Source organism: Erwinia tracheiphila, assembly GCF_021365465.1.
GTDB classification, from domain to species: Bacteria; Pseudomonadota; Gammaproteobacteria; order Enterobacterales; family Enterobacteriaceae; genus Erwinia; species Erwinia tracheiphila.
In genome coordinates, this window is the sequence record NZ_CP089932.1 from 4,041,180 (window position 1) to 4,064,379 (window position 23,200).

General features: G+C 53.0%; 13 protein-coding genes, 6 pseudogenes and 1 riboswitch. Of the genes and pseudogenes, 15 read left to right on the top strand and 4 right to left on the bottom strand.

What is annotated here, in order from left to right:
• Nucleotides 1-157 precede the first annotated feature (157 nt).
• The 4 genes from sgrR (at nt 158) to thiQ (ending at nt 5,251) form a co-directional block, all read left to right on the top strand.
• The gene (sgrR, locus tag LU633_RS21060; RefSeq protein ID WP_016190944.1) at nt 158-1,819 is read left to right on the top strand and encodes an HTH-type transcriptional regulator SgrR; all 1,662 of its coding nucleotides are present in this window, start codon (nt 158-160) and stop codon (nt 1,817-1,819) included.
• A 36-nt stretch (nt 1,820-1,855) separates the two neighbouring features.
• Nucleotides 1,856-1,954: riboswitch (TPP riboswitch) on the top strand.
• A 39-nt stretch (nt 1,955-1,993) separates the two neighbouring features.
• Nucleotides 1,994-2,980 (top strand): thiamine ABC transporter substrate binding subunit, encoded by a 987-nt coding sequence (gene thiB, locus LU633_RS21065; protein WP_016190943.1) that lies wholly within the window; start codon nt 1,994-1,996, stop codon nt 2,978-2,980.
• Nucleotides 2,956-4,566 carry a thiamine/thiamine pyrophosphate ABC transporter permease ThiP gene (gene thiP / locus LU633_RS21070; RefSeq protein WP_016190942.1) on the top strand — a complete coding sequence of 537 codons (1,611 nt, stop codon included), beginning with the start codon at nt 2,956-2,958 and terminating at the stop codon, nt 4,564-4,566. Before thiB ends, thiP begins: the two co-directional genes overlap by 25 nt.
• On the top strand, nt 4,550-5,251 hold the full coding sequence (gene thiQ, locus LU633_RS21075) for a thiamine ABC transporter ATP-binding protein ThiQ (protein WP_016190941.1): 702 nt from the start codon (nt 4,550-4,552) through the stop codon (nt 5,249-5,251). The genes thiP and thiQ overlap by 17 nt, the downstream gene beginning before the upstream one ends.
• Before the next feature lie 232 nt (nt 5,252-5,483).
• On the opposite strand, the gene LU633_RS21080 is transcribed toward thiQ, so the two are convergent.
• A complete protein-coding gene (locus LU633_RS21080) occupies nt 5,484-6,251 on the bottom strand; it encodes a DedA family protein (protein WP_016190940.1) in 768 nt (255 codons plus the stop codon).
• Nucleotides 6,252-6,415: 164 nt separating this feature from the next.
• On the opposite strand from LU633_RS21080, the pseudogene LU633_RS21085 reads away from it, so the two are divergent.
• From LU633_RS21085 to rluA, 4 genes and pseudogenes are all read left to right on the top strand, one after another.
• A pseudogene (locus LU633_RS21085) lies at nt 6,416-6,834 on the top strand (transposase); the annotation flags it as partial.
• Between the two features lie 77 nt (nt 6,835-6,911).
• Nucleotides 6,912-9,272 carry a DNA polymerase II gene (gene polB / locus LU633_RS21090; protein ID WP_016190937.1) on the top strand — a complete coding sequence of 787 codons (2,361 nt, stop codon included), beginning with the start codon at nt 6,912-6,914 and terminating at the stop codon, nt 9,270-9,272.
• 257 nt (nt 9,273-9,529) lie between these two features.
• Nucleotides 9,530-12,436 carry an RNA polymerase-associated protein RapA gene (gene rapA / locus LU633_RS21095; RefSeq protein WP_016190936.1) on the top strand — a complete coding sequence of 969 codons (2,907 nt, stop codon included), beginning with the start codon at nt 9,530-9,532 and terminating at the stop codon, nt 12,434-12,436.
• 39 nt (nt 12,437-12,475) lie between these two features.
• On the top strand, nt 12,476-13,129 hold the full coding sequence (gene rluA / locus LU633_RS21100) for a bifunctional tRNA pseudouridine(32) synthase/23S rRNA pseudouridine(746) synthase RluA (protein ID WP_016190935.1): 654 nt from the start codon (nt 12,476-12,478) through the stop codon (nt 13,127-13,129).
• 297 nt (nt 13,130-13,426) lie between these two features.
• On the opposite strand, the pseudogene LU633_RS21105 reads toward rluA, so the two are convergent.
• Nucleotides 13,427-13,871: pseudogene (locus LU633_RS21105) on the bottom strand (DDE-type integrase/transposase/recombinase); the annotation flags it as partial.
• Between LU633_RS21105 and LU633_RS21110 the strand changes: the two are divergent.
• From LU633_RS21110 to LU633_RS21120, 3 genes and pseudogenes are all read left to right on the top strand, one after another.
• A pseudogene (locus LU633_RS21110) lies at nt 13,850-14,656 on the top strand (IS91 family transposase); the annotation flags it as partial. The pseudogenes LU633_RS21105 and LU633_RS21110 overlap by 22 nt on opposite strands.
• A gap of 465 nt (nt 14,657-15,121) precedes the next feature.
• Nucleotides 15,122-16,336, top strand: a complete 1,215-nt coding sequence (xopAG, locus tag LU633_RS21115) for a XopAG/AvrGf1 family type III secretion system effector (protein WP_198292524.1) — start codon at nt 15,122-15,124, stop codon at nt 16,334-16,336.
• Between the two features lie 42 nt (nt 16,337-16,378).
• Nucleotides 16,379-16,741 carry a hypothetical protein gene (locus LU633_RS21120; protein WP_198292523.1) on the top strand — a complete coding sequence of 121 codons (363 nt, stop codon included), beginning with the start codon at nt 16,379-16,381 and terminating at the stop codon, nt 16,739-16,741.
• Nucleotides 16,742-16,906: 165 nt separating this feature from the next.
• On the opposite strand, the pseudogene LU633_RS21125 reads toward LU633_RS21120, so the two are convergent.
• Nucleotides 16,907-17,074 (bottom strand): annotated as a pseudogene (locus tag LU633_RS21125) (transposase); the annotation flags it as partial.
• 62 nt (nt 17,075-17,136) lie between these two features.
• Between LU633_RS21125 and LU633_RS21130 the strand changes: the two are divergent.
• Nucleotides 17,137-17,283 (top strand): annotated as a pseudogene (locus LU633_RS21130) (IS6 family transposase); the annotation flags it as partial.
• A 43-nt stretch (nt 17,284-17,326) separates the two neighbouring features.
• Here the strand turns inward: LU633_RS21130 and LU633_RS21135 are convergent.
• Nucleotides 17,327-18,080 (bottom strand): annotated as a pseudogene (locus LU633_RS21135) (IS5 family transposase); the annotation flags it as partial.
• 791 nt (nt 18,081-18,871) lie between these two features.
• Here LU633_RS21135 and folC point away from each other — a divergent pair.
• The 3 genes from folC (at nt 18,872) to carA (ending at nt 23,192) form a co-directional block, all read left to right on the top strand.
• Nucleotides 18,872-20,116, top strand: coding sequence for a bifunctional tetrahydrofolate synthase/dihydrofolate synthase (gene folC / locus LU633_RS21140; RefSeq protein WP_016190930.1), 1,245 nt, complete (start codon nt 18,872-18,874; stop codon nt 20,114-20,116).
• Between the two features lie 662 nt (nt 20,117-20,778).
• On the top strand, nt 20,779-21,600 hold the full coding sequence (dapB, locus tag LU633_RS21145) for a 4-hydroxy-tetrahydrodipicolinate reductase (RefSeq protein WP_016190929.1): 822 nt from the start codon (nt 20,779-20,781) through the stop codon (nt 21,598-21,600).
• 446 nt (nt 21,601-22,046) lie between these two features.
• The gene (gene carA / locus LU633_RS21150) at nt 22,047-23,192 is read left to right on the top strand and encodes a glutamine-hydrolyzing carbamoyl-phosphate synthase small subunit (RefSeq protein ID WP_016190927.1); all 1,146 of its coding nucleotides are present in this window, start codon (nt 22,047-22,049) and stop codon (nt 23,190-23,192) included.
• Nucleotides 23,193-23,200: the final 8 nt, after the last annotated feature.

Here is a 23,200-nt window from a genome sequence, read left to right on the forward strand (position 1 = left end):
AAGCACGCTGGCGGGTGAAGTCGCACCATACTCAGATCAAGTAAAAATAATGTCGGAGCGCCATTCACAGAATGTCTCCCGCTCTTTCATCGACGGCTATTCTTCGCCTAATATAGAGAAAAAAAACAGACGACTTTACCAGGAGAGTTCCTCTTTTATGTCATCACCCCGTTTGAAACAGCAGTTTATTCGCCTGTGGCAGAGCTGTGAGGGGCAGTCACAGCAGACCACACTGAATGATTTAGCCCTCAGGCTGAATTGTTCACGTCGCCATATGCGCAGTCTGCTTAACGCCATGCAACAGCAGGGCTGGCTGGAATGGCATGCGGAAGCCGGGCGCAGTAAGCGCTCACAGCTCAACTTTCTTTATACCGGACTGGCGCTGCAACAACAGCGCGCAGAAGATCTGCTGGAACAGGATCGTATCGACCAGCTGGTGCAGCTGGTCGGTGATAAAAATGCGGTGCGGCAAATGCTGGTTTCACGCCTCGGGCGCAGTTTCCGACAGGGCAAACACATTCTCCGTATTCTCTATTATCGCTCGCTGCTCAACCTGCTGCCGGGCACCCCGCTCAGGCGATCAGAAACCCATCTGGCCCGGCAAATCTTCAGCGGGCTGACCCGCATTAATGAGGAAAATGGGGAAATTGAAGCGGACATCGCCCATCACTGGCAACAAATCACACCGCTGCACTGGCGCTTTTTCTTACGTCCCGCGATTCATTTCCATCATGGGCGCGAACTGGAAATGGCGGATGTGATTGCCACTCTGGAGCGGCTCACCAGTCAACCGCTGTATGCCAATCTGCATAAGATATCGTCCTCTTCTCCCTGGAGCCTGGATATTTATTTGCATCAGCCTGACCACTGGCTGCCCTGGCTGTTGGGCAGCGTTAGCAGCATGATCCTGCCGAAAGAGTGGCCGTCCATAGCCAACTTTGCCCGTCAGCCGATCGGTACCGGGCCTTATCAGGTGGTGCGCAACCAACAGCGTCAGCTGCGCATTGAAGCGTTTGACGACTATTTCGGCTATCGGGCGCTGATCGATGAAGTCAACATCTGGGTGCTACCGGAAATCAGTGAAGAACTGGTTTACGCCAGTGTGCGACTTCAGAGCGACAGCCTGAGCGACAAGTCAGAAGAGAGCAGGCTGGAAGAAGGCTGCTACTTCTTGCTGTTTGATCAACGCTCTGAACGGGGACGTAATGAACAGGTACGACGCTGGGTGAACAGCCTTTGCAATCCCGTTGCCCTGCTGAACCAGGCGGATATTGGCTATCAGCGTTACTGGTTTCCGGCCTATGGCCTGCTTCCGCGCTGGCATCACCAGCGGGATCTGACGCGCTCAACGAAACCAGCTGGATTAACCTCGCTGACGCTCACCTGGTATGACGACCATATCGAGTACCAGGCGATTGCTAACACACTGGAACCCTTACTCGCTGCCGGGGGCGTCACGCTGGTGACCCGCCAGGTGGACTACGCTACCTGGCACCGTGGCGATGCCGAAAGCGATATCTGGCTGGGCAGCGCCAATTTTACGCTGCCGCTGGCGTTCTCTCTGTTTGCGCTGCTGTATGAGATCCCGCTGGTGCATCACTGCGTGGCAACCAACTGGGAAACCGACGTGCAAAAGTGGCGGGAAAACAACCTGACGCTGACCGAGTGGAGTAAGCGGATAATTGACTCTCACACGCTGCATCCCCTGTTTCATCACTGGCTACTACTGGAAGGCATACGTACGATGCGCGGCGTAAAAATGAACACCCTGGGCTGGTTCGACTTTAAATCCGCGTGGTTTGCACCGCCTGAAGGATGATGCTTTCCCTGCTGCGGGGAAATCACTAGAATAGCGTCGTTCTCAACGGGGTGCGCTGAAGAAAATGGCGCTGAGAAAGACCCGTCGAACCTGATCCGGCTCATACCGGCGTAGGGATTTGAGAGTGTTATCCGCTCAGATCATGCGTCCTCACCCTTTTCCAAGGAACGCAATGTGTTAAAGAAAGTGCTCCCCCTGCTTATTCTGTGCTCACTTCCTGCTTTTGCTGAAAAACCCCGGCTCACGGTCTACACCTACGATTCATTCTCTGCCGACTGGGGGCCCGGCCCGGCGATAAAAAAAGCCTTTGAAGCCCGCTGCGACTGCCAGCTGAAATACGTGGCGCTGGAAGATGGTGTCGCGCTGCTCAATCGCCTGCGCCTGGAAGGAAAAAACAGCAAGGCTGACGTGGTTCTGGGGCTGGATAACAACCTGCTGGATGCGGCAGAAAAAACGGGATTGTTTGCCCAAAGCCATACCGATAACAGCAGGCTGACCCTCCCGGGCGACTGGAAAAACACCACCTTCGTTCCTTACGATTACGGTTGGTTTGCCTTTGTCTATGATAAAACGCGCCTGCAAAATCCACCAACGAGCCTGAAAGCGCTGGTGGAAAGCGACAGACCGTTCAAAATCATTTATCAAGACCCCCGCACCAGTACGCCAGGCCTTGGACTGCTGTTGTGGATGCAAAAAGTTTACGGTGATAACGCGCCTCAGGCCTGGCAGAAACTGGCCGGTAAGACCGTTACCGTCACCAAAGGCTGGAGCGAGGCCTATGGCCTGTTTCTAAAGGGCGAAGCTGACATGGTGCTGAGTTATACCACCTCTCCCGCTTATCACCTGATTGAAGAGAAAAAGTCCCAGTACGCCGCTGCCAGCTTTAGCGAAGGGCACTATCTACAGGTTGAGGTCGCGGGACAGTTGAAATCCAGCAGGCAGCCGCAGCTTGCCCAGGCATTTATGCAATTTGTCCTCGACAACGCTTTCCAGGACACCATCCCCACCAGCAACTGGATGTATCCGGTAACAAAACGTCCGCTACCCGCCGGTTTTGATACCCTGACCGTGCCGGGTACCTCGCTCCAGTACAGCCCGCAGGACATTGCCAACCATCGCAGCCAGTGGATCAGTGCATGGCAACGCGCCGTCAGCCGCTAAGTAAAGCCACCTTAGCGCCAGGCATAGTGGCCTCGGCGCTGCTGGTTGGCGTGGCGGCGCTGGCATTTGGCGCACTGTGGTGCCAGGCACCGGTCACGAACGTTATGACGCTGTGGCAGGATGACTACCTGTGGCACGTCCTGCGTTTTTCCTTCTTTCAGGCGCTGCTCTCTGCCACGCTGGCCGTGCTGCCTGCTATTCCCCTTGCCAGAGCACTCGGGCGCCGTCATTTTTGGGGCAGAGAAACCCTGCTGCGACTGTGCGCGATGACGCTGGTACTGCCAGTGCTGGTGGTGATTTTCGGCATTCTCAGCGTTTATGGACGAAGCGGCTGGCTGGCCACGCTGTGTTCACTGCTGGGGGTGCATTACACCTTCAGCCCCTATGGCCTGCAGGGCATTCTGCTGGCCCACGTATTCTTTAATCTGCCGCTGGCGGCGCGGCTGTTATTACAGGCACTGGAACACATTCCCGATGAACAACGCAAGCTGGCAGCCCAGCTTGGCATTCGCGGCTGGCACCATTTTCGCCTGGTGGAATGGCCGTGGCTGCGACGCCAGATCCTGCCCACCGCCGCACTGATCTTTATGCTTTGCTTCGCCAGCTTTGCCACCGTACTGGCACTCGGCGGTGGTCCCAAAGCCACTACGCTGGAGCTGGCGATTTTCCAGTCGCTCAGTTTTGATTTCGACCCCGCCCGCGCCGCGCTGCTGGCACTGCTGCAAATCCTGTGCTGCCTGGGGCTGGTGGTGTTCAGCCAGCGACTCAATAAGGCGCTCCCCGGTGGCAGCGCCAGCGACACCGGATGGCGCAATCCCGAAGACAGCATAGCCGCCAAAATAACCGACATGACGATCGTCGTCGCCGTGCTGCTTTTGCTGCTGCCGCCGCTACTGGCGGTGGCAGCAGACGGCATCAACCAGGGCCTGCCCGGCATATTACGGCAGCCAGCACTGTGGCAGGCAACATTAACTTCCCTGCGCGTTGCGCTTGGCGCAGGCATGCTCTCGGTGGTGCTGACCATGATGCTGCTATGGACCAGCCGCGAACTGCGCCTGAAACAGCGGCGGTGGATGGGCCAGACGCTGGAACTGAGCGGTCTGCTAATCCTCGCCATGCCGGGCATCGTGCTAGCGACCGGCTTTTTTCTGCTGTTCAATGATACCGTCGGCCTGCACCCTTCAACGGAAGGAATGGTGATATTTACCAATGCGCTGATGGCCGTACCCTATGCGATGAAAGTGCTGGAAAATCCCCTGTACGACACGGCCGCCCGCTATAACCTGCTGTGCCTGTCGCTGGGCGTCAGCGGCTGGAACCGACTGTGGCTGATTGAACTGCGGGCGCTCAGGCGGCCCATTGCCCAGGCGATGGCGTTTGCCTGCGTGCTGTCGGTGGGCGACTTCGGCGTGGTGGCACTGTTTGGTAATGAAAACTTTCGCACGCTGCCGTTCTGGCTGTATCAACAGATCGGTGCTTACCGCAGCGCCGAGGGTGCAGTAACCGCCCTGCTGCTGCTGCTGCTGTGTTTTTTACTGTTTACCCTGATTGAAAAACTGCCGGAACGCCATGCTAACCCTGAATAATCTCATCTGGATGTATCAACATCTGCCAATGCGTTTTTCCCTGAACATACAGGCAGGGGAAAAAGTGGCCATTCTTGGCCCAAGCGGCGCAGGCAAAAGCACCCTGTTAAGCCTGATCGCCGGGTTCCTGACCGCTGACAGTGGAAGCCTGCGGCTCAACGGCGAGGAGCACGCGGCCACGCCGCCTGCAAGGCGCCCGGTGTCGATGCTCTTTCAGGAAAACAACCTCTTTCCACATTTAACGGTGGAACAAAATATTGGTCTGGGATTGCATCCGGGTCTGCGGCTAAACAACCAGCAGAAAGCCGCATTGCAGGCTATTGTGCGGCGGGTTGGTCTGCAGGATCACCTGATGCGTTTTCCAGATCAACTCTCCGGCGGCCAGCGCCAGCGCGCCGCGCTGGCCCGCTGTCTGGTGCGTCAACAGCCGATACTGTTGCTGGATGAACCCTTTTCCGCTCTCGATCCGGCGCTGCGTCAGGAAATGCTGCTGCTGGTCAACGAGGTATGTGAAGAGCGAAATATCACCCTGCTGATGGTATCTCACAGCATTGAAGACGCGGTGCGTATTGCGCCACGCAGTATCCTGGTTGTTGATGGCCGGGTATTCTGGGACGGCGACACCACATTGTTGCAGCAGGGAAAGGTTGCAGAAGCGGCAGTTCTGGGCATTACCGTTCAATAAAAACGGTTCAAAAATTAGAGACGGGCGTTATGGCGTGATGCAGCATGCGCAACGGCGACACGTTCCCGAGTAGCGCATCAGTTCGCGGTAAAAAGAGTATCCCGAGCAAGCGATTACTCACCCAATAAAAACGGCCTGGATAAGGGGCGGCATATTTTACGCCACGCAGCGGCCCTGGTTGGTCAGACGCGTCGGGGACGCCGCCGCTGAGAGATGGCAGCAGCATCAGGCATTAATGTCCGATAAAGACCGTCCATAATAGCTGGCGGAACAGCGGCATCATCGGATGAAACTGAATGGCGATAAAACTCGCGGTGGCCGCTGACAACAGCAGGGGTGCCAGCCAGCGCAGACGCGAAGCAGGCAGATAAGGCGTCGCCCAGTTCGATGTTTTCTTCACCCGCAGCCAGCGCCAGCAAAGCCAGCCGCCCAGCCAGACCAGCAGCGCCACCGCCAGCAGCAGCCATGTAAACATACTGCTATTGGTATCTTTCGGCACATCAATAGCCACACCGGCCAGAATCCCCGGCAGCAGATAGAACGGCGGCCAGAGTACGCAGCCGATAATATTCGGCGGGATAAATTTCCTGACAGGAAGCTCAAGCATCCCGGCCACCAGCGGAATCAACGGGCGCGTCGGTCCGACAAAACGACCGACGATAATCGTGAACATGCTGTGCTGATGCAGCGCGTACTCGGTTTTGTCCATCAACGTCTGGTGCTTTTTAATAAACGACCATCGGTGCAGCGGCCCCTTAAACTGCCAGCCGATAAAATAAGAAATCCAGTCGCCGATCAGGCAACCCAGAGTGCCAGCCAGCCAGGCCGGATAAAGGCTCACCTGCCCGCTGCCAATCAACGCGCCAAATGACGCGATCAGCACCGTACCCGGCAGCAATAACCCCACCAGCGCCAGTGATTCAAAAAAAGTGATCAGGCCAACCGCCAGCAGCGACCAGGCAACGGATTGAGTTATAAGATGTTGCAGCCAGGCTTCCATACTTCCCACTCGCTCTTTTCAGGAAGACGAATTGTCCAGAGACGTCCAAAATCCGTCAAGTGCTGTTTTGTACAGAAGTGTCGTTCGGCCTAATACGGTCACAGCAACATGAATGAGCACTGTATAAATAAGGGTCTTCCCCAGTTGTGGTGGCCGGGGATGTTCGTCGTAAGGTAAAAGGAAGCCGCTTCCTGTGGCAGTACGGTGAAAAGTGGATGACGGAGCAGCGTCAGGAGAAGCTGTCCTGGCTTCACGGGCACCAGCCAGTGCTGGACGCTAAAGGAGCTGGCGAAAGATATCTGGAGCCGACCGTACAGAGAACAGAGCCGTCATGACTGGCTGCAAGTGGGAGGCTCTGGCCAGTAACAGCGACGTTCACGTAATGAAGAATATTGCCAAAACAACCCGCAAAAGGTTGTACGGAATACTGAATGCAGCACGGCATGGGGTATCGAACGGGAATGCTGAAGCGCTGAACAGCAAGATCCGGTTACTGAGGATCAAATCCCGGGGTTACAGAAACACGGAGCGCTTCAGGCAGGGAGCCATGTTCCACTCTGGAAAGCTGAACATGGCGTTCTGAGTCTCCCACCATGATCGGGGAAAACCCATAAATAAACATGCTATTATCGGGTATGGTCAAAACAATCAGGGCGACAGGTGAATAACGCGCGCGCAGGCTTTCTGTTAACCCGCCACTGGCGGGATACCGCATCCGGTACCGAAGTGGTGCTGTGGCTGGCAACCGATGCCGGCCCACAGCGGCTGGCGTTACCAGTACAGGAGTCAGTGGCGTTCATTCCGCAGACCGCACTGGCTGAAGCAAAAGCGCTGCTGAAACAGGAGCATCATTACCGGCTGGTACCGCTTGAACTGAAAGACTTTCACCAACGCCCGGTGGCCGCTCTCTATTGCCGACAATACCGACAGCTGCAAAGGCTGGAAAAGCTGCTGCGGGAAAACGGTGTAATGGTGTATGAAGCCGATATCCGTCCACCGGAACGCTTTTTGATGGAACGCTACATCACTTCCCCGGTGTGGTTTAGCGGGGAACACAGCGGTAACAGCCTGGTCAACGCTCGCCTGAAGCCCCATCCCGACTATCGCCCACCGCTAAAATGGGTGTCGCTGGATATCGAAACCACCCGCCACGGCGAACTATACTGCATCGGGCTGGAAGGCTGCGGCCAGCGCGATGTATATATGCTCGGCCCGGAAAATGGCGACGCGAGTGGCCTGGATTTCACGCTGGAATATGTTTCCAGCCGCCCACAGTTGCTGGAAAAACTTAACGCATGGTTTGAGCAACACGATCCCGACGTGCTGATTGGCTGGAATGTCGTGCAGTTTGACCTGAGAATGCTGCAAAAACACGCCGATCGTTACGGCATTCCGCTGCAGCTTGGGCGCAATCATGAGGTGCTGGAATGGCGTGAGCACGGTTTCAAGCCGGGTGTCTTCTTTGCTCAGGCTACCGGGCGGCTGATTGTTGATGGCATTGACGCACTGAAGTCCGCCTTCTGGAATTTCGACTCATTCAGCCTGGAGGCCGTTTCACGTCAGCTGCTGGGCGAAGGCAAAACCATCGACAATCCGTGGGACAGAATGCAGGAGATCGATCAGCGCTTTGCCGAAGATAAGCCCGCGCTGGCACGCTACAACCTGAAAGACTGCGAACTGGTGACGCGTATTTTCCAGCACACCGAACTGATCCCCTTCCTGCTGGAACGGGCTTCGGTGACCGGCCTGGCGGCTGATCGCCACGGCGGTTCCGTTGCGGCGTTCAGCCATCTCTATCTGCCCAGAATGCACCGCGTCGGCTATGTTGCGCCAGGGCTGGGCCAGGTTGCGCCAGAAGCCAGCCCCGGCGGCTACGTGATGGATTCACGTCCCGGTCTGTATGATTCGGTACTGGTACTGGACTATAAAAGCCTTTACCCCTCGATCATTCGCACCTTTTTGATCGACCCGGTCGGCCTGATTGAGGGCATCTCTCATCCCAACGAACAGGCATCGGTCAGCGGCTTTCGCGGGGCTTATTTTTCGCGCACCCGCCACTGTCTGCCGGAGATTGTCAGCCAAATCTGGCAGGGGCGCGAGGCGGCAAAGAAACAGGGTAACAGGCCGCTTTCTCAGGCGCTGAAGATCATTATGAACGCGTTTTACGGCGTGCTCGGCACCAGCGCCTGCCGCTTTTTCGATCCCCGACTGGCCTCGTCTATCACCCTGCGCGGTCATGAAATCATGCGCCAGACCAAAGCGCTGGTCGAAGCAGAAGGCTACGACGTGATTTATGGCGACACTGACTCCACTTTTGTCTGGCTAAGAACGCCGCATGATGAACAGGCCGCTAACGACATCGGTCACCGCCTGGTGGAGAAAATTAACCGCTGGTGGCAAACACATCTGCGGCAAGTCTACAATCTCGACAGCGCGCTGGAACTGGAATATGAAACCCACTATTGCCGTTTTCTGATGCCCACCATCCGCGGCGCGGAACAGGGCAGCAAAAAACGCTATGCCGGATTGATCCGTGAGGGTAACAACGAGCGCATGGTATTTAAAGGGCTGGAAACCGTGCGTACCGACTGGACGCCGCTGGCACAACAGTTTCAGCAAAACCTCTACCTGAAGATTTTCAAAAATCAGCCTTATCAGGGCTATATCCGCGAGACGGTCAGGCAATTGCTGGACGGCGAGCTTGACCAACAGCTGGTTTACGGTAAAAGACTACGTCGGCCGCTGAGTGACTATCAGCGCAACGTGCCACCACACGTCCGGGCCGCCCGTCTCGCCGATGCACTAAACCAGAAGCTGGGCCGTCCCCTGCAGTACCAAAACGGCGGAAAAATTCGCTATGTCATGGCGACAAACGGGCCGGAGCCGCTGGAGGCGCGGACCACGCCGCTGGATTACGACCACTATCTGACTAAACAGCTTCAGCCGGTCGCCGACGGTATTCTGCCATTTATGGCAGACGATTTTGCTACACTGATTACCGGACAGTTGTGGCTTTTTTGACAGGTGACGAAACCCGTTTCTTCCAGTACCATAGCGCCCTTCCTGAATGACTGAATTATTTTGCCGTGCCACCGCTGCATGGCTGAAGTGCTTTTGCCTGCACGCATCCCTGTGAGCCTGTCCCATCAGGCGTCATTGTTGCAGGCAGTTTGAGAACGGGCGGCGCGTTGAGTAAGAATTTACGCGCCGTCCGGCTTCAGACGAGCAAATAAAATAGCCTGATGGGACAGGAACTGAGAAAACCGAGCCGAATATTTATGCCTTTTACACTTGGTCAACGCTGGATCAGCGATACGGAAAGCGAACTGGGACTGGGAACGGTCGTCGCCATTGATACACGCATGGTCACCCTACTTTTTCCCGCCACCGGCGAAAACCGACTCTATGCGAAGAATGACTCGCCGATCACCCGTGTCATCTTCAACCCAGGCGATACTATTACCAGCCACGAAGGCTGGCAGATGGAAGTGACCGATGTAAATGACGACAACGGCCTGATGACCTACACCGGCACCCGTCTGGACACCGATGAAACTGACATGTTGATGCGAGAAGTAATGCTCGACAGCAAGCTGGTGTTCAGCAAGCCGCAGGACAGGCTGTTTGCCGGGCAGCTGGATCGTATGGATCGTTTCGCCCTGCGTTTTCGTGCGCGCAAATACCAGAGTGAACAATATCATCTAGCGACCAGTGGCCTGCGCGGGATGCGTACCAGCCTGATCCCTCACCAGCTACATATTGCCCACGATGTCGGGCGGCGTTACGCGCCGCGCGTACTGCTGGCCGATGAAGTGGGCCTGGGTAAAACCATTGAGGCCGGCATGATTCTTCACCAGCAGCTGCTGGCAGGCCGGGCCGAACGCATACTGATTATTGTGCCGGAAACCCTGCAACACCAGTGGCTGGTGGAAATGCTGCGTCGATTCAATCTGCGCTTTGCGCTGTTTGATGATGACCGTTACAGCCAGGCACAGCTCGACAGCGATAATGCGTTCGATACCGAACAGCTGGTGATCTGCTCTCTCGACTTTGTACGGCGCAATAAGCAACGGCTGGAAAAGCTGGCAGAGGCAGAATGGGACTTAATGATTGTCGATGAAGCCCATCACCTCGCCTGGGAAGAAGGACAGCCCAGCCGTGAATATCAGGTGATAGAGCAGCTGGCAAAGCAAATCCCCGGCGTGCTGCTACTAACCGCCACGCCCGAACAACTCGGCATGGACAGTCATTTTGCTCGTCTGCGCCTGCTCGATCCGAACCGTTTCCATGATTTTGCTGCCTTTGTAGAAGAGCAGCAGCATTTCCGTCCGATCGCCGATGCCGTTTCCTCGCTGCTGGCCGATAATGCGCTCAGCCAGCAGCAGATGAACGGGCTGAATGAGCTGGTGGGTGAACAGGATATTGAACCACTGTTACAGGTGGCAAATGGTGAAGGCGACAACAAACTGGCGGCTCGTCAGGAGCTGATCGCCATGCTGATGGACCGCCACGGCACCAGCCGCGTACTGTTCCGCAATACCCGTAACGGCGTGAAAGGTTTTCCTGAGCGTGAACTGCACCAGATTCGCCTTCCGCTGCCAACGCAGTATCAAACCGCCATGAAAGTCTCCGGGATTATGGCCGCCCGTAAGAGCGCCGATGAGCGCGCGCGCGACATGCTGTATCCCGAGCAAATTTATCAGGAATTTGAAGGCGACAGCAGCACCTGGTGGAACTTCGACCCTCGCGTTGAATGGCTGATGGGCTTTCTCACCAGCCACCGCCAGCATAAGGTACTGGTGATTTGCGCCAAGGCAAATACCGCGCTGCAGCTGGAACAGGTACTGCGCGAGCGGGAAGGCATTCGCGCCGCTGTTTTCCACGAAGGTCTGTCAATTATTGAACGCGATCGTGCAGCCGCGTGGTTTGCCTCAGAAGAGGATGGCGCACAGGTGCTGCTCTGCTCGGAGATCGGTTCAGAAGGACGTAACTTCCAGTTTGCCAGCCAGATGGTCATGTTCGATCTGCCCGGCAACCCGGATCTGTTGGAGCAGCGCATTGGCCGTCTGGATCGTATTGGTCAGGCGCACGATATTCAGATCCATGTGCCGTATCTGGAAAAAACCGCGCAGGCGGTGCTGATCCGCTGGTATCACGAAGGGCTGGACGCATTTGAACATACCTGTCCAACCGGGCGTACGGTGTACGACAAGGCTTATTCGCAGCTGATTGTCTATCTGGCTGCGCCAGACAATAACGAAGGACTGGATCTGTTTATCAGCGAGTGCCGCCAGCAGCACGAGGCGCTGAAAAGCCAGCTGGAACAGGGACGCGATCGCCTGCTGGAGCTCAATTCGAACGGGGGCGAAAAAGCGCTGGCGCTAGCAGAACAGATTGCCACACAGGACAATAATATCGAACTGGTTAACTTTGCGCTGAATCTGTTCGATATTATCGGCATTAATCAGGAGGATCGCAGTGATAACCTGATCGTTCTCACGCCGGGCGATCATATGCTGGTACCGGACTTTCCCGGTCTGCCAGAAGATGGCTGCACCATCACCTTCGATCGTAACCAGGCGCTTTCGCGCGAAGATGCGCAGTATGTTACCTGGGAACATCCGATCATTCGTAACGGGCTGGATCTGATCCTGTCTGGTAATACCGGAAGCTGTACCCTGTCGCTGCTGAAGAACAAAGCGCTGCCGATCGGCACGCTGCTGGTTGAGCAGATTTACGTGGTGGAGACCCAGGCGCCGAAACACCTGCAGCTTACCCGCTTTCTGCCGCCGACGCCGATGCGGATGCTGGTGGATCGAAAAGGCACCAACCTGGCTGAAAAGGTGGAGTTCGAAAACTTTAACCGCCAGCTTACTGCCGTGAATCGCCATACCGGCAGTAAGCTGGTCAACGCGGTTCAGCAAGATGTGCATGCTATCCTGCAACTGACGGAAGATCAGGCTGCAGAGGAAGCACGTAAGCTGATTGATGCGGCCCGTGAGCAGGCGAACGACAAACTGAGCGCGGAGCTGTCCCGGCTGGAAGCGCTGCGCGCCGTTAATCCAAATATCCGTCAGGATGAAATTGACGCGCTGGAAAGCAACCGTGAGCAGGTTCTCGCCGCGCTAAACGAGGCCAGCTGGCGTCTTGACGCGCTTCGCCTTATCGTGGTTACCCATCAGTAATATTCACGGGGTGGTCAGTCCACCCCTGGCAGGCAAAAAATGGAACCCTACAATCCCCCGCAGGAACCCTGGCTGCATGTTCTTTACCAGGATCAACATATTATTGTGGTCAACAAGCCCAGCGGCCTGCTCTCCGTTCCGGGTCGTCTGGCAGAGCACCGCGATAGCGTGATGACCCGCATCCAGCAGGCGTTTCCGGCTGCAGAATCCGTTCACAGGCTGGATATGGCAACCAGCGGCGTTATCGTGGTAGCGCTCACCAAAGCGGCGGAATGCGAGCTAAAACGTCAGTTTCGTGAACGGGAACCGCAGAAAACCTACGTGGCGAGAGTCTGGGGACATCCGGCAAAAGAAAAGGGACTGATTGATTTACCGCTGATTTGTGACTGGCCAAACCGACCAAAACAAAAAGTGTGTTTTGAAACGGGCAAAACCGCCCAGACGGAATTTCAGGTGCTTGACTATGCCGCTGATAACAGCGCACGCCTGCAACTTAAGCCGCTTACCGGACGTTCACATCAGCTCAGGGTACACCTGCTGGCGCTGGGCCATCCTATTCTTGGGGACAATTTTTACGCCCATGAACAGGCCAGAGCAATGGCTCCGCGTCTGCAGCTTCATGCCGAAGCGCTGACTATCCTTCATCCGGCGTTTCAGTCAGCCATGACCTTTCGCCAGCCCGCCGATTTTTAGAGACGGCCCGGCCTAAGCATCCTCCGGGGCAATTCGGGACGGCTAATCCTGTATCAGAGTCCTGCCAGTCAGGACTGCTACCAGCGACTTCCCATGCGCAACCTGTTTACCTTATCCACACCACGCGACCAATTTGATGGCAACAGGCACCAGCAAGTCCTCCCCCGATTCCCTCTGTCATTGCTGTCATTACCCCTGATACTGGCGATAGCGAACCACCTGTAACTTAACTACGCAGGTAGGCGGACACTGTTGCAAAGTTCGCGATGATGTGGCCTTTGGCATAACTGAAAGGCCTTACATTTCAAATGCTTTATTTACCAGGCGCATCACGCACAGGGGATAGCCGAAGCAGAAGTTTTCCGACTGTCCTTTACGCAGTGCCCGCATGACTTCAATCCCCTGAAAAGGGCATAAGCTGTCTTCATTGATTTAAAACCCGGCGAGGCATTGATTATCCGTTTCAGTTTGCCGTGATCACATTCAATAAGGTTGTTCCGGTATTTTATCTGCCTGTGTTCAACGTCAGGCCGGCACTGGCCTTCCCGTTTTAGCAGAGCAGGCGCATGGCCGTATGTTGGCGCTTTGTCCGTGTTGATGCGGTGGGGGATTTGCCAGCCTTTCACGCTGTTAAAATTTTTCCCAGAAACCGGTATGCTGCTTTGCTGCTACGACGCAGGGAGGGATAAAAATCAATGGTGCTTCCTCTGCTGTCAACAGCAGCATATCGAAATGGGCAGCGTCTGCGCCCTGCACACTTACGACCAGCAGCTCAATCAGCACCCACTTATCCACGTTTCCGCCACCCGTGGCGGTCCTGACGTTAAGCACGGCATCTGACGCAGCCTTTTCTTCAAAAAAAAGGCCGCTGAGGAGATCTGGCATAGCACTGTTATCCGTCTGCTACGCGGCAGCTATGACCGGATCAGTCCCGGCACCCAGCCGGGACTGGGATATATCCGCGCCAGAGAACAGTGGCGGCGTTACCTGAAGGCACAGTATGGTTGCTACTGGAAGGTGCACTTCACCAGGAAAACAAAGGTCGCCTGGCACAGCGTGAAATATCTGGGGCGCTACTGAATCGGCCACCAATGTCGGCTTCACGCCTGCGACACTACGACGGTGGCGCGGTGGTTCACCACTACCTTGCTCACCATACGCGGAAGCATAAACTCCGGCCCCTGAGTCAGGAAGAGATGATCGGGGGCTATATCAGCCACGTTCCGGCACGACATTTTAAGGTGGTGCGTTACTCCGGCTTTCTGACCAACTGCAGGCGAGGTACGCTGCTCCCCGGTGCGTATGATACCCTGCAGATATCAGCCAGAAGAGAAGCCAGAGTTCGCGGTGCTGATGAAGGGTTTTCTGGGCACGTCCCCGTACAAATGCATCCTGTGCGGGGACAGACTTCGCTTTGCAAGTGCCCACCAGACCGGCGTGCACGCGACGGAATTGCTTTAGGAAAGGCTGCGTGGGATGGCGAAAAAACGATGGCTCCGGATGCCTGAGCTGGATCGGTGCGCCTGAAAAAATAGGCTTCAGGTTAATAATCCGGCAAAGATGGGATTTTTACATCAAATCTCACGTAAACCTGCGGCATCACTGAAATGGATCAGTGCCACCTTTCATGGTCAGGCGCACCTAAAGGAAGCGATTCAGATTCCTGACCAGCCAGCTCAACAAACCGGGATATCTCCCAGAAATGGAGTTGCGGTAACGTAACATGGTGACCGTAAGAATTCGTTAATTTCTGGCAAAAATCCTAAAAATCATATTTGATTTATTTGGCACTGTTGCAAATATTTGCAGTACCAGCGAACCACCCACAGGATGATGTCACGCTGAAAATGCCGACCTTTGGAGGAGTTTCCTGTACTTCCCCATTAATAAATTATAAGCTAAGTTTACCAATATCGGCTGTTTGCAGCCGAAAAAGTACACCTGGAACTGATCGAGTCATCGTTACACTCAAGATAAACTTAATGTTTTGTCGTGATCTACTATCTGCTTTTACAGGTCTCAAACAAAGCAGCACAGTTCCAGACATCTTTTAAACAACAGTTTACTCGCTGGTCATGCATTTATGGAGAAGTCATGCGGTTTCCCACTATCCGATTTTCCACTCAGTTAACTAACTCTACCCCGGCGCTTATGAAAACGGCCGAGAGTCAAAAACCTTGCGTAGCAGGCTCGAGTCTGACTACTGCTACGAAAGCAATGACATCAACCCAGGAGAGCTATCCATCAGTTCAGAAGGAGAACACATCACATAGCCAGCAACAAGGCGGCGATGGCATACCAAATGGGAATTTGCGGCGAATGAAGTACGTTCTGGGCCTTGCAGCTACCGCTTATGCATACGACCAGGTGACAAATCATTTCTTCCTTTCCACCACTTCGCTGCACGATGGAAAACAAGGTTTCACCAGTAATGAAAGGTTGGACAAAGCGACTAATGAGGCTAAAAAGCATATTCAACGCTATGAGCAGTTTGACAGCCACCGCCAGGCGCAAGACTTGCGCCCCAATGTTATGCTCCGGCGGGTGGGCTGCAACCAGTTTCTAACAATGAGCGATTATCGGTCTGCTACCCGCATATATCTTAGCAAAATGGTCGATACCGGGCAGTCCCACCAATCAATGGCGACATCGCTCGCATGTCTCAAGGGCGAACGCATCAAAGCGGAAAATATCGCGAGATACCAGCCAGCTGTTGTTCCTAAAGATCCTGATCTGACCAAGAGTCCTTTGTACGATAGTAAGAATAAGTATTCGTTATCCGGCGTACCCAATGAAAAGAGCGGTTCTACCGGCTACGCTTCTCGCTCCATTACGCATCCGTTTGTGCTAAAGTGCTATGCCGATTTCCAAAAGGCCTGCAACGAAAAAGGTTTGACTCCACGGCAATGCGTTAATGAGCTTGAGGCCAGGTTGGCAGGAAGCACCACTCTTGATGAGCAAGCGCAGCTAATCGCGGGTAAAGCTATACTGAACCTGCGTCAGGTATATGCCGACGATCGGTATTGGGGACATGCAGAAAAAGTCATCATGCAAATGCTCAGTAAACATGGTCTGCTTTCTTCTGAAGAAGCCCTGAAATTGGACCAAAGTCTGATGTTCGAGGATCCTGATAAAAGTCTCTTAACCAGAAATACCAGCATAATGGGTCCAGCCTTGAGTAAACTCGAAACACGCTTTCATCAGTGAAGACTGAAAAATAATCCGAAAGCACTGGAAGACCTGAACCCTATGATCAATTCAAAAAATATTGAGAACATGCCGCTGGCGCACTTCAAAGTCAACGAGAAGTTCAATGGTTTCGAAGACAGTTCCGGTTTTGGCGATTCTTTTACGTGTGCCAATGCAGCAGCCTGTATCAATCACGCCCGTCTGATGAGCGGTGAAAAGAGGATGTCGGAATCAGATGTGATAGCGCTGATCGGAAGCATCTATTCTGTTTATGCCGACGCTTCCGGTATCCGGCATAGTTTGCAAGAGGTGGCTCGTGGATGTTTTGTCGGTGCCGGATATACCACCGACGATGCGGATCGTTTCTACGAAAAAACCTGCAAGGCGGCTGCACATGCGTTCTACAATGGAAAAAGCGTGTGACTACCCAGGGGGTTCGGAGTCGCTATGGCCACTCCCGTTTTTGCAATACTGATACTGAAGAAATTGTGGCTGAACCTCTACCGGATTCTGTGTAAATGCCTTTTCTCAGAAAAGACCGTCCAGGCGGTCACCGAACCCGACAACAAACTGCTCATTGCCGTACGCCAGCCACACCACCTTTTTCACTGCGTTGTCGGTAGTGAACACTTTGCGTTTCTTGATGGCATGCCTGATCATGCCGTTTAACGACCCGATGGTGTTGGTAGCGTGGATCACTTTTCGGATATCTGTTGGCCAGGCGAAGAACGTGGCCAAGTTGACCCAGTTTGCCTGGCACTGTTGCAAAGATCGCTGCGCAGATAAACCGCGCTGCATTTTCACCAGTAATGCTCTCCATAAACGTATTCAAAGGCTGGCATTTCAATCGTGACATTATTCTGTGGGCGGTATGCTGGTACTGCAAATATGGCATCAGCTATCGTGAGCTGCAGGAGATGCTTGCTGAATGCGGCCTCAGTGTTGATCACTCCACAATGTATCGCTGAGTTCTGCGTCTGGTATCTTGATGAAACTAAAAACCTGCCTCAACAGAACGTTATTCCAGACAATAAGATCACAGGAAAAATGCAACAGGACCCCGTCATTCTCAGATGTCTTTTCCCGTCGGGTCAGGGCCCGGCGAAACCGGTTCATCCGGCTGCGCGTCCTCCCGGCGACGGGCACTGAAGTTCGTGGTTTTACTGGCATCTCATTCCTCTTTACGGGGCGGGATATAAGGCTCGTCACGACGGCTCAACCGGTCTGTTTTGCCCGGGCGCTTCGTCGCCTTTGTCCGGGCAGCGTCCGGGTTTTTGCCCCGGACGTCCCGTCTGAAGAGCACCGGGTGTGTCCGCCACCAGTTTGATGTCATGCCTGTTTGCTGCTGCTGCGACCCGTGACAGAGGAAGCCCCCGGTATCTGTCATCAGACTGGGCTTTACGCCCTGTTTCCCTGTGTCCGTGGGGTTGCGTCCTGTTTTTTTGTCCCGGGCAGCGGTGATGTTGTCATACCGCCATCCATGAGCAGTCCGGGGTGTCCACAGGCCAGTAATCCGTTCTGCCAGAAACGCCCGAAGACACCTGCGTCTCTCCGTTCCCGGAAGCGCCGGGGCGCAGAAGCTGATGAACCTATCCCTGTGGCATTGAGTGCATTCCACTGACAGGCTGTGCTGGGGACGAAGAAAATGGCGTTCATTGCGGCCCGATTATCAACACGTTTTCGGCGCGTACCCGGAGGATGGCGGGTTTTGTGTTCCGGGGTCCCGGAGTTCATCGCTAATCTGCCCTTTACCGCCTGCCATACTTTGCCCTCAGATATGACCGGTATGCATTATACGATAACGCCTTTTGGGACAGACTCTTAATAGAGAGGCGAACACTTGATTCTCGATTTTTTGTCGGTGGATTGAGTCTGTTTCTTCCTTATTATTTTGATTTAATCAAAAATTAGCAGGAAAGGTTTTTCCCGACATTCACCGCGGTGATTCACGTTTTTTCATCTTACTCTGGTTCTGAAGCATTTTTCTTTGGTTAGTCAGCGGCGTGTCATACAGGATTTATCACAGTAAGAAGCCTTATCGAGGAGTGGCAGCATGCGGATAACCCGGTGGTGAAGTATGGAATAATTAACCGACAATCTTCTCCTCAGCGTTACGCAGGAGCAGACAGCCGGAGACACAGGGTACGATAATATCGATGGGAAGACAGACGTGTGTAACGATTTCAGGATAAAAAGCTGTTGGGAATAATTCCAAAATAAGCATATCAACGTGGCAAACAGCAAAAAGGTATTGAAAGGGACATTCGCTGGCAGAACAGCGTGTTATTGAAAAAGCGCAATGCAGGCAAGCGCGGAATCGTCTGCATCATGCCCTGCATCAAAGAACAATATTAGACACAACCAGAGCTGGCGACCATATATCAGTCTCAGATGCGGTATAGTACCAGGGAGAAATACTCAATTCAGGAATCTACAGGCGTATTTTTTTAAAGTGAAAAATATTTCATCGGTATTGTTAGGTTTAAACGGCTCATGTATAAGCTTTTTGTTCTTGCCGCTGTAATTAAATGTTTAGATTAGAGGAACATAGGCATGAGTGAAAACTCCGGTTTACATGAGTGGCTTTCTTATATTGATAGCCTCCATTCCCAGGTTATCGATATGAGCCTTGACAGAATTAGGGCAGTGGCGAAGACACTCGATATATTAAAACCCGCCCCGTTTATTTTTTTGGTGGGGGGGACCAATGGCAAAGGCACGACCTGCCATACACTTGAAAAAATACTGCAACTCTCCGGGCATAAAGTTGGTGTTTTTAGTTCCCCGCACATGATTAATTACACCGAAACCGTGCGCATCCAGGGCAATGAACTGGCCGATGCTGACCACATTGCCGCGTTCGTTGCTATTAATAAGGCGCGTCAGGATTCTACTTTGACGCCTTTTGAATTTAATACGCTGGGCGCATTCTGGCTGCTGAAGCAGGCACGGGTTGATATTGCTATTATCGAAGTTGGAATGGGTGGGCGTGATGATGCGACTAATATTATTGAGCCAAACGTTTCGGTGATTACCAACGTCGCTCTGGACCACGAAGATTGGCTGGGTAAAAACACAGAAGCAATTGGCGAGATTAAGGCCGGTATCTTCCGCTCGGGTAAACCGGCGGTCATTGGCCAGGCCACGGCTCCGGTATCGTTGTTGACTTATGCGCAGGAAATAGGTGCGGTCATTCATCAGCGTGAGAATCATTGGCATGTCGACGTGCGAGATAATCATTGGGCATTTCGCGACGCCGACTGTGAATTTGTCCATTTAGATATTCCCAAAATGCCGTTGGATAATGTAGCAACGGCGATTGCTGCCTTGCATGTTAGCGGCTTGAAATTTACGCCTGACGCACTGAATGAGGTTATTCTTAACGCCAACTTACCAGGTCGTTTCCAAATCAAAGTAAATAATCCAACGGTTATTTTGGACGTTGCGCATAATCCGCATGCCTCAGCTTATTTGGCGGAAAGACTGAGTAAATTCCCAATAAGAGGTCGATATCGGTTTGTCATCGGTATGCTGAACAATAAAGACATCAAGACGACTGTGGGTCATTTAAGCGGATTGTCTGATAGTTGGTATTGCTGCGGCGTTCAGGCTGGGTCGAGAAGTTCTCAGCCGGACGATGTGGCACAATATTTACCGCAGGCGCATACGTTCCCCGACGTTTTAGCGGGCTGGGAAGCCGCTAAACAGGAAGCCGAACCGGATGATGTGATTGTGGTCTGTGGCTCATTCTTCTCCGTTGCGCCGATACTAAACCTGCTTAATTCTACATCTGAATAACGGTTTTAAGAAGGACAGAACGAAAATGCCCGAATGCATTGTGTCCTTCTGGCCTTTTTAAGGCGCTGCTGCAAAAGTTATTGCACTGATAAACTTGCGATAATGTTCAGCAGCGGCGCTGATAATAAACGCATTTAAAGGGTGACAGTATTCTGTGGGCGATGTATGGGTATTGCAAATAAACCCTCTCCCGGTATCGGTTTTTCTCTCCTCTGACGGTAACAGAAAAGACGTACAGTGGGTGAATGGGAAAAAATTTCAAACATCCTGCGACGTTACCAATCCTGCGCTATTTCCCGAACAGGCCAACATGCATGGGGTCAGACGTACACAAAAGCCAGGGTTAAACCTGGCTTAACGCACCGGCAGACGAAGTACCTTAACAACGTTATCCAACGTGGCCATGCTGAAACGAAATGTCGAAATAGTGTCGCATCGGGAAGTAAGTCGATGTGACAGCCTGCACCACCATTAACGGAAATGAGAGTGCCATCCCTGACACCACTATTTCATCTGTCAGTAAATTCCCACATTAAATTTGTTTTACTGATAATTCGTCGCGTCTGTCATAAGATTCTTATCACGAATTTTTATTAGTGGTGTTGTGTTTAACCGCGGGTTAATCTGACCCGCTTTGCATGCACAGACTTAAGGGATGCACTATGAATGATGCACAGATTCGCCTTGCTATCGTAGGCGCGTCGGGGCGTATGGGCCGCCAGCTAATCCAGGCTACCCATGAAGCTGAACGGGTTTGCCTCGGTGCGGCACTGGTTAGAGAAGGCTCCTCGCTCACGGGAGTGGATGCGGGAGAACTGGCAGGAACTGGCCCACTCAATATTAAGGTCAGTAGCGATCTTGCTGCGGTAAAAGACAACTTTGATGTACTGATTGATTTTACGCGTCCAGAGGGCACGCTGGAGTACCTGGCATTTTGCCGGGCATACCACAAAGGGATCGTCATTGGTACCACTGGCTTTGATGAGTCAGGCAAAGCAGCAATTAGCGCGGCTTCTGAAGAAATCGGTATCGTGTTTGCGGCTAATTTCAGTGTCGGCGTTAACCTGGTGCTGAAACTATTGGAAAAAACAGCCAAAGTGATGGGCAGTTACGCTGATATCGAGATTATCGAAGCGCATCATCGACATAAGGTAGATGCTCCATCTGGTACTGCACTGGCGATGGGTGAATCAATTGCGGATGCAATGAACTGGAATCTGGATGAACATGCCGTGTGGACTCGTGAGGGCCACACCGGGGAGCGCAAAGCGGAAACCATTGGCTTTGCCACTGTTCGTGCCGGAGATATCGTCGGAGAGCATACTGCAATGTTTGTGGATGTTGGTGAATGCGTTGAGATTACCCATAAGGCTTCAAGTCGCATGACCTTTGCAAAAGGGGCGGTTAAGGCAGCAGAGTGGGTTAGTGGTCGTAAAAATGGTCTTTATAATATGAAAAATGTGCTTAATCTTGATGATATTTGATTTTTTCACGTTTATTTTTCTATGCTAACATCATGATTTAAGGGTGATAATTTATTGCCCTTTTTAATTAAGTTATTATTTTGTTTTTTTATTTTTCTCATAGCTATTTGTGCTGTTTATCTCTTTTTTTCCTTCTCTTTTATCACTTTTTTTACCATTTGGTCCACTTTCTGCCTGCGGTAGTCGTTTACTTCTATTAAATAATTCATTTTTCTGCCTGAATGATACAGATAGTTGTTCCTTTTGGCGTAAATCATCCTATTCTTCTGCCAGCTGGCTAAAACAACAAGAAAAAAAACGGGCTCAGACTGGACAAGTACAAGGGCGATCATTAGAATGCGCACAATTTGCCAAAATCGAGCGGTCAGGCGGTTTTTACATTGATTCACGGCTTCAGTTTGAATTAATGTGCACATATTGTGACTGTTTATTCACCGGAGGAAGTTTTGATAAAGTCAGCGCTCTTGGTTCTGGAAGACGGAACCCAATTCCACGGTCGAGCCATTGGGGCTTTAGGTTCGGCAGTGGGGGAAGTGGTTTTCAACACGTCAATGACCGGTTATCAAGAAATCCTCACAGACCCTTCCTATTCCCGCCAGATTGTCACCCTCACTTATCCCCATATCGGCAATGTCGGCACCAATTCCGTAGATCAAGAATCCTCTCAGGTCCATGCACAAGGGCTGATTATTCGTGACCTGCCGCTGATAACCAGCAACTTCCGCAGTGAAGAAGGGCTGTCTGCTTATCTGGAACGCCACAACATCGTTGCTATTGCTGATATTGATACCCGTAAACTCACGCGTTTGCTGCGCGAGAAAGGCGCACAGAACGGCTGCATTATTGCCGGAGATGCCCCGAATGCGGCGCTTGCACTGCAGCAGGCACAGGCATTTCCTGGCCTTAAAGGGATGGATCTGGCAAAAGAAGTGACCACCAGCGAAACCTATAGCTGGTTGCAGGGCAGCTGGCAGCTGGAAGGCCTGCCTGCCCCTAAAAATGAAGACGGGCAGTCTTTTCATGTGGTAGCTTACGACTACGGCGTTAAGCGTAACATCCTGCGTATGCTGGTGGACCGTGGCTGCCGACTGACGGTTGTTCCTGCGCAAACCCCGGCAGAAGAAGTCTTCAAGCTCAATCCGGACGGCGTATTTCTTTCAAACGGTCCGGGAGACCCGGAACCCTGTGATTATGCCATCACGGCTATCCAGAAATTGTTGGAAACTGACGTTCCCGTGTTTGGTATTTGTCTGGGGCATCAGCTGCTGGCACTCGCCAGCGGAGCAAAAACGGTCAAGATGAAGCTCGGCCATCACGGTGGTAATCATCCGGTAAAAGACCTGGATAATAATACGGTGATGATCACCGCACAAAACCACGGTTTTGCCGTCGATGACCGTAATTTACCTGCAAATCTGCGCGTGACGCATACCTCCTTGTTTGACCATACGGTGCAAGGTATCCACCGTACTGATAAGGCGGCGTTCAGCTTTCAGGGGCACCCAGAGGCAAGTCCAGGTCCGCACGATGCGGCGTCGCTGTTCGACCACTTTATCGAACTGATCACCGCCTACCGTTCAAACGCAAAATAATCAGGAGC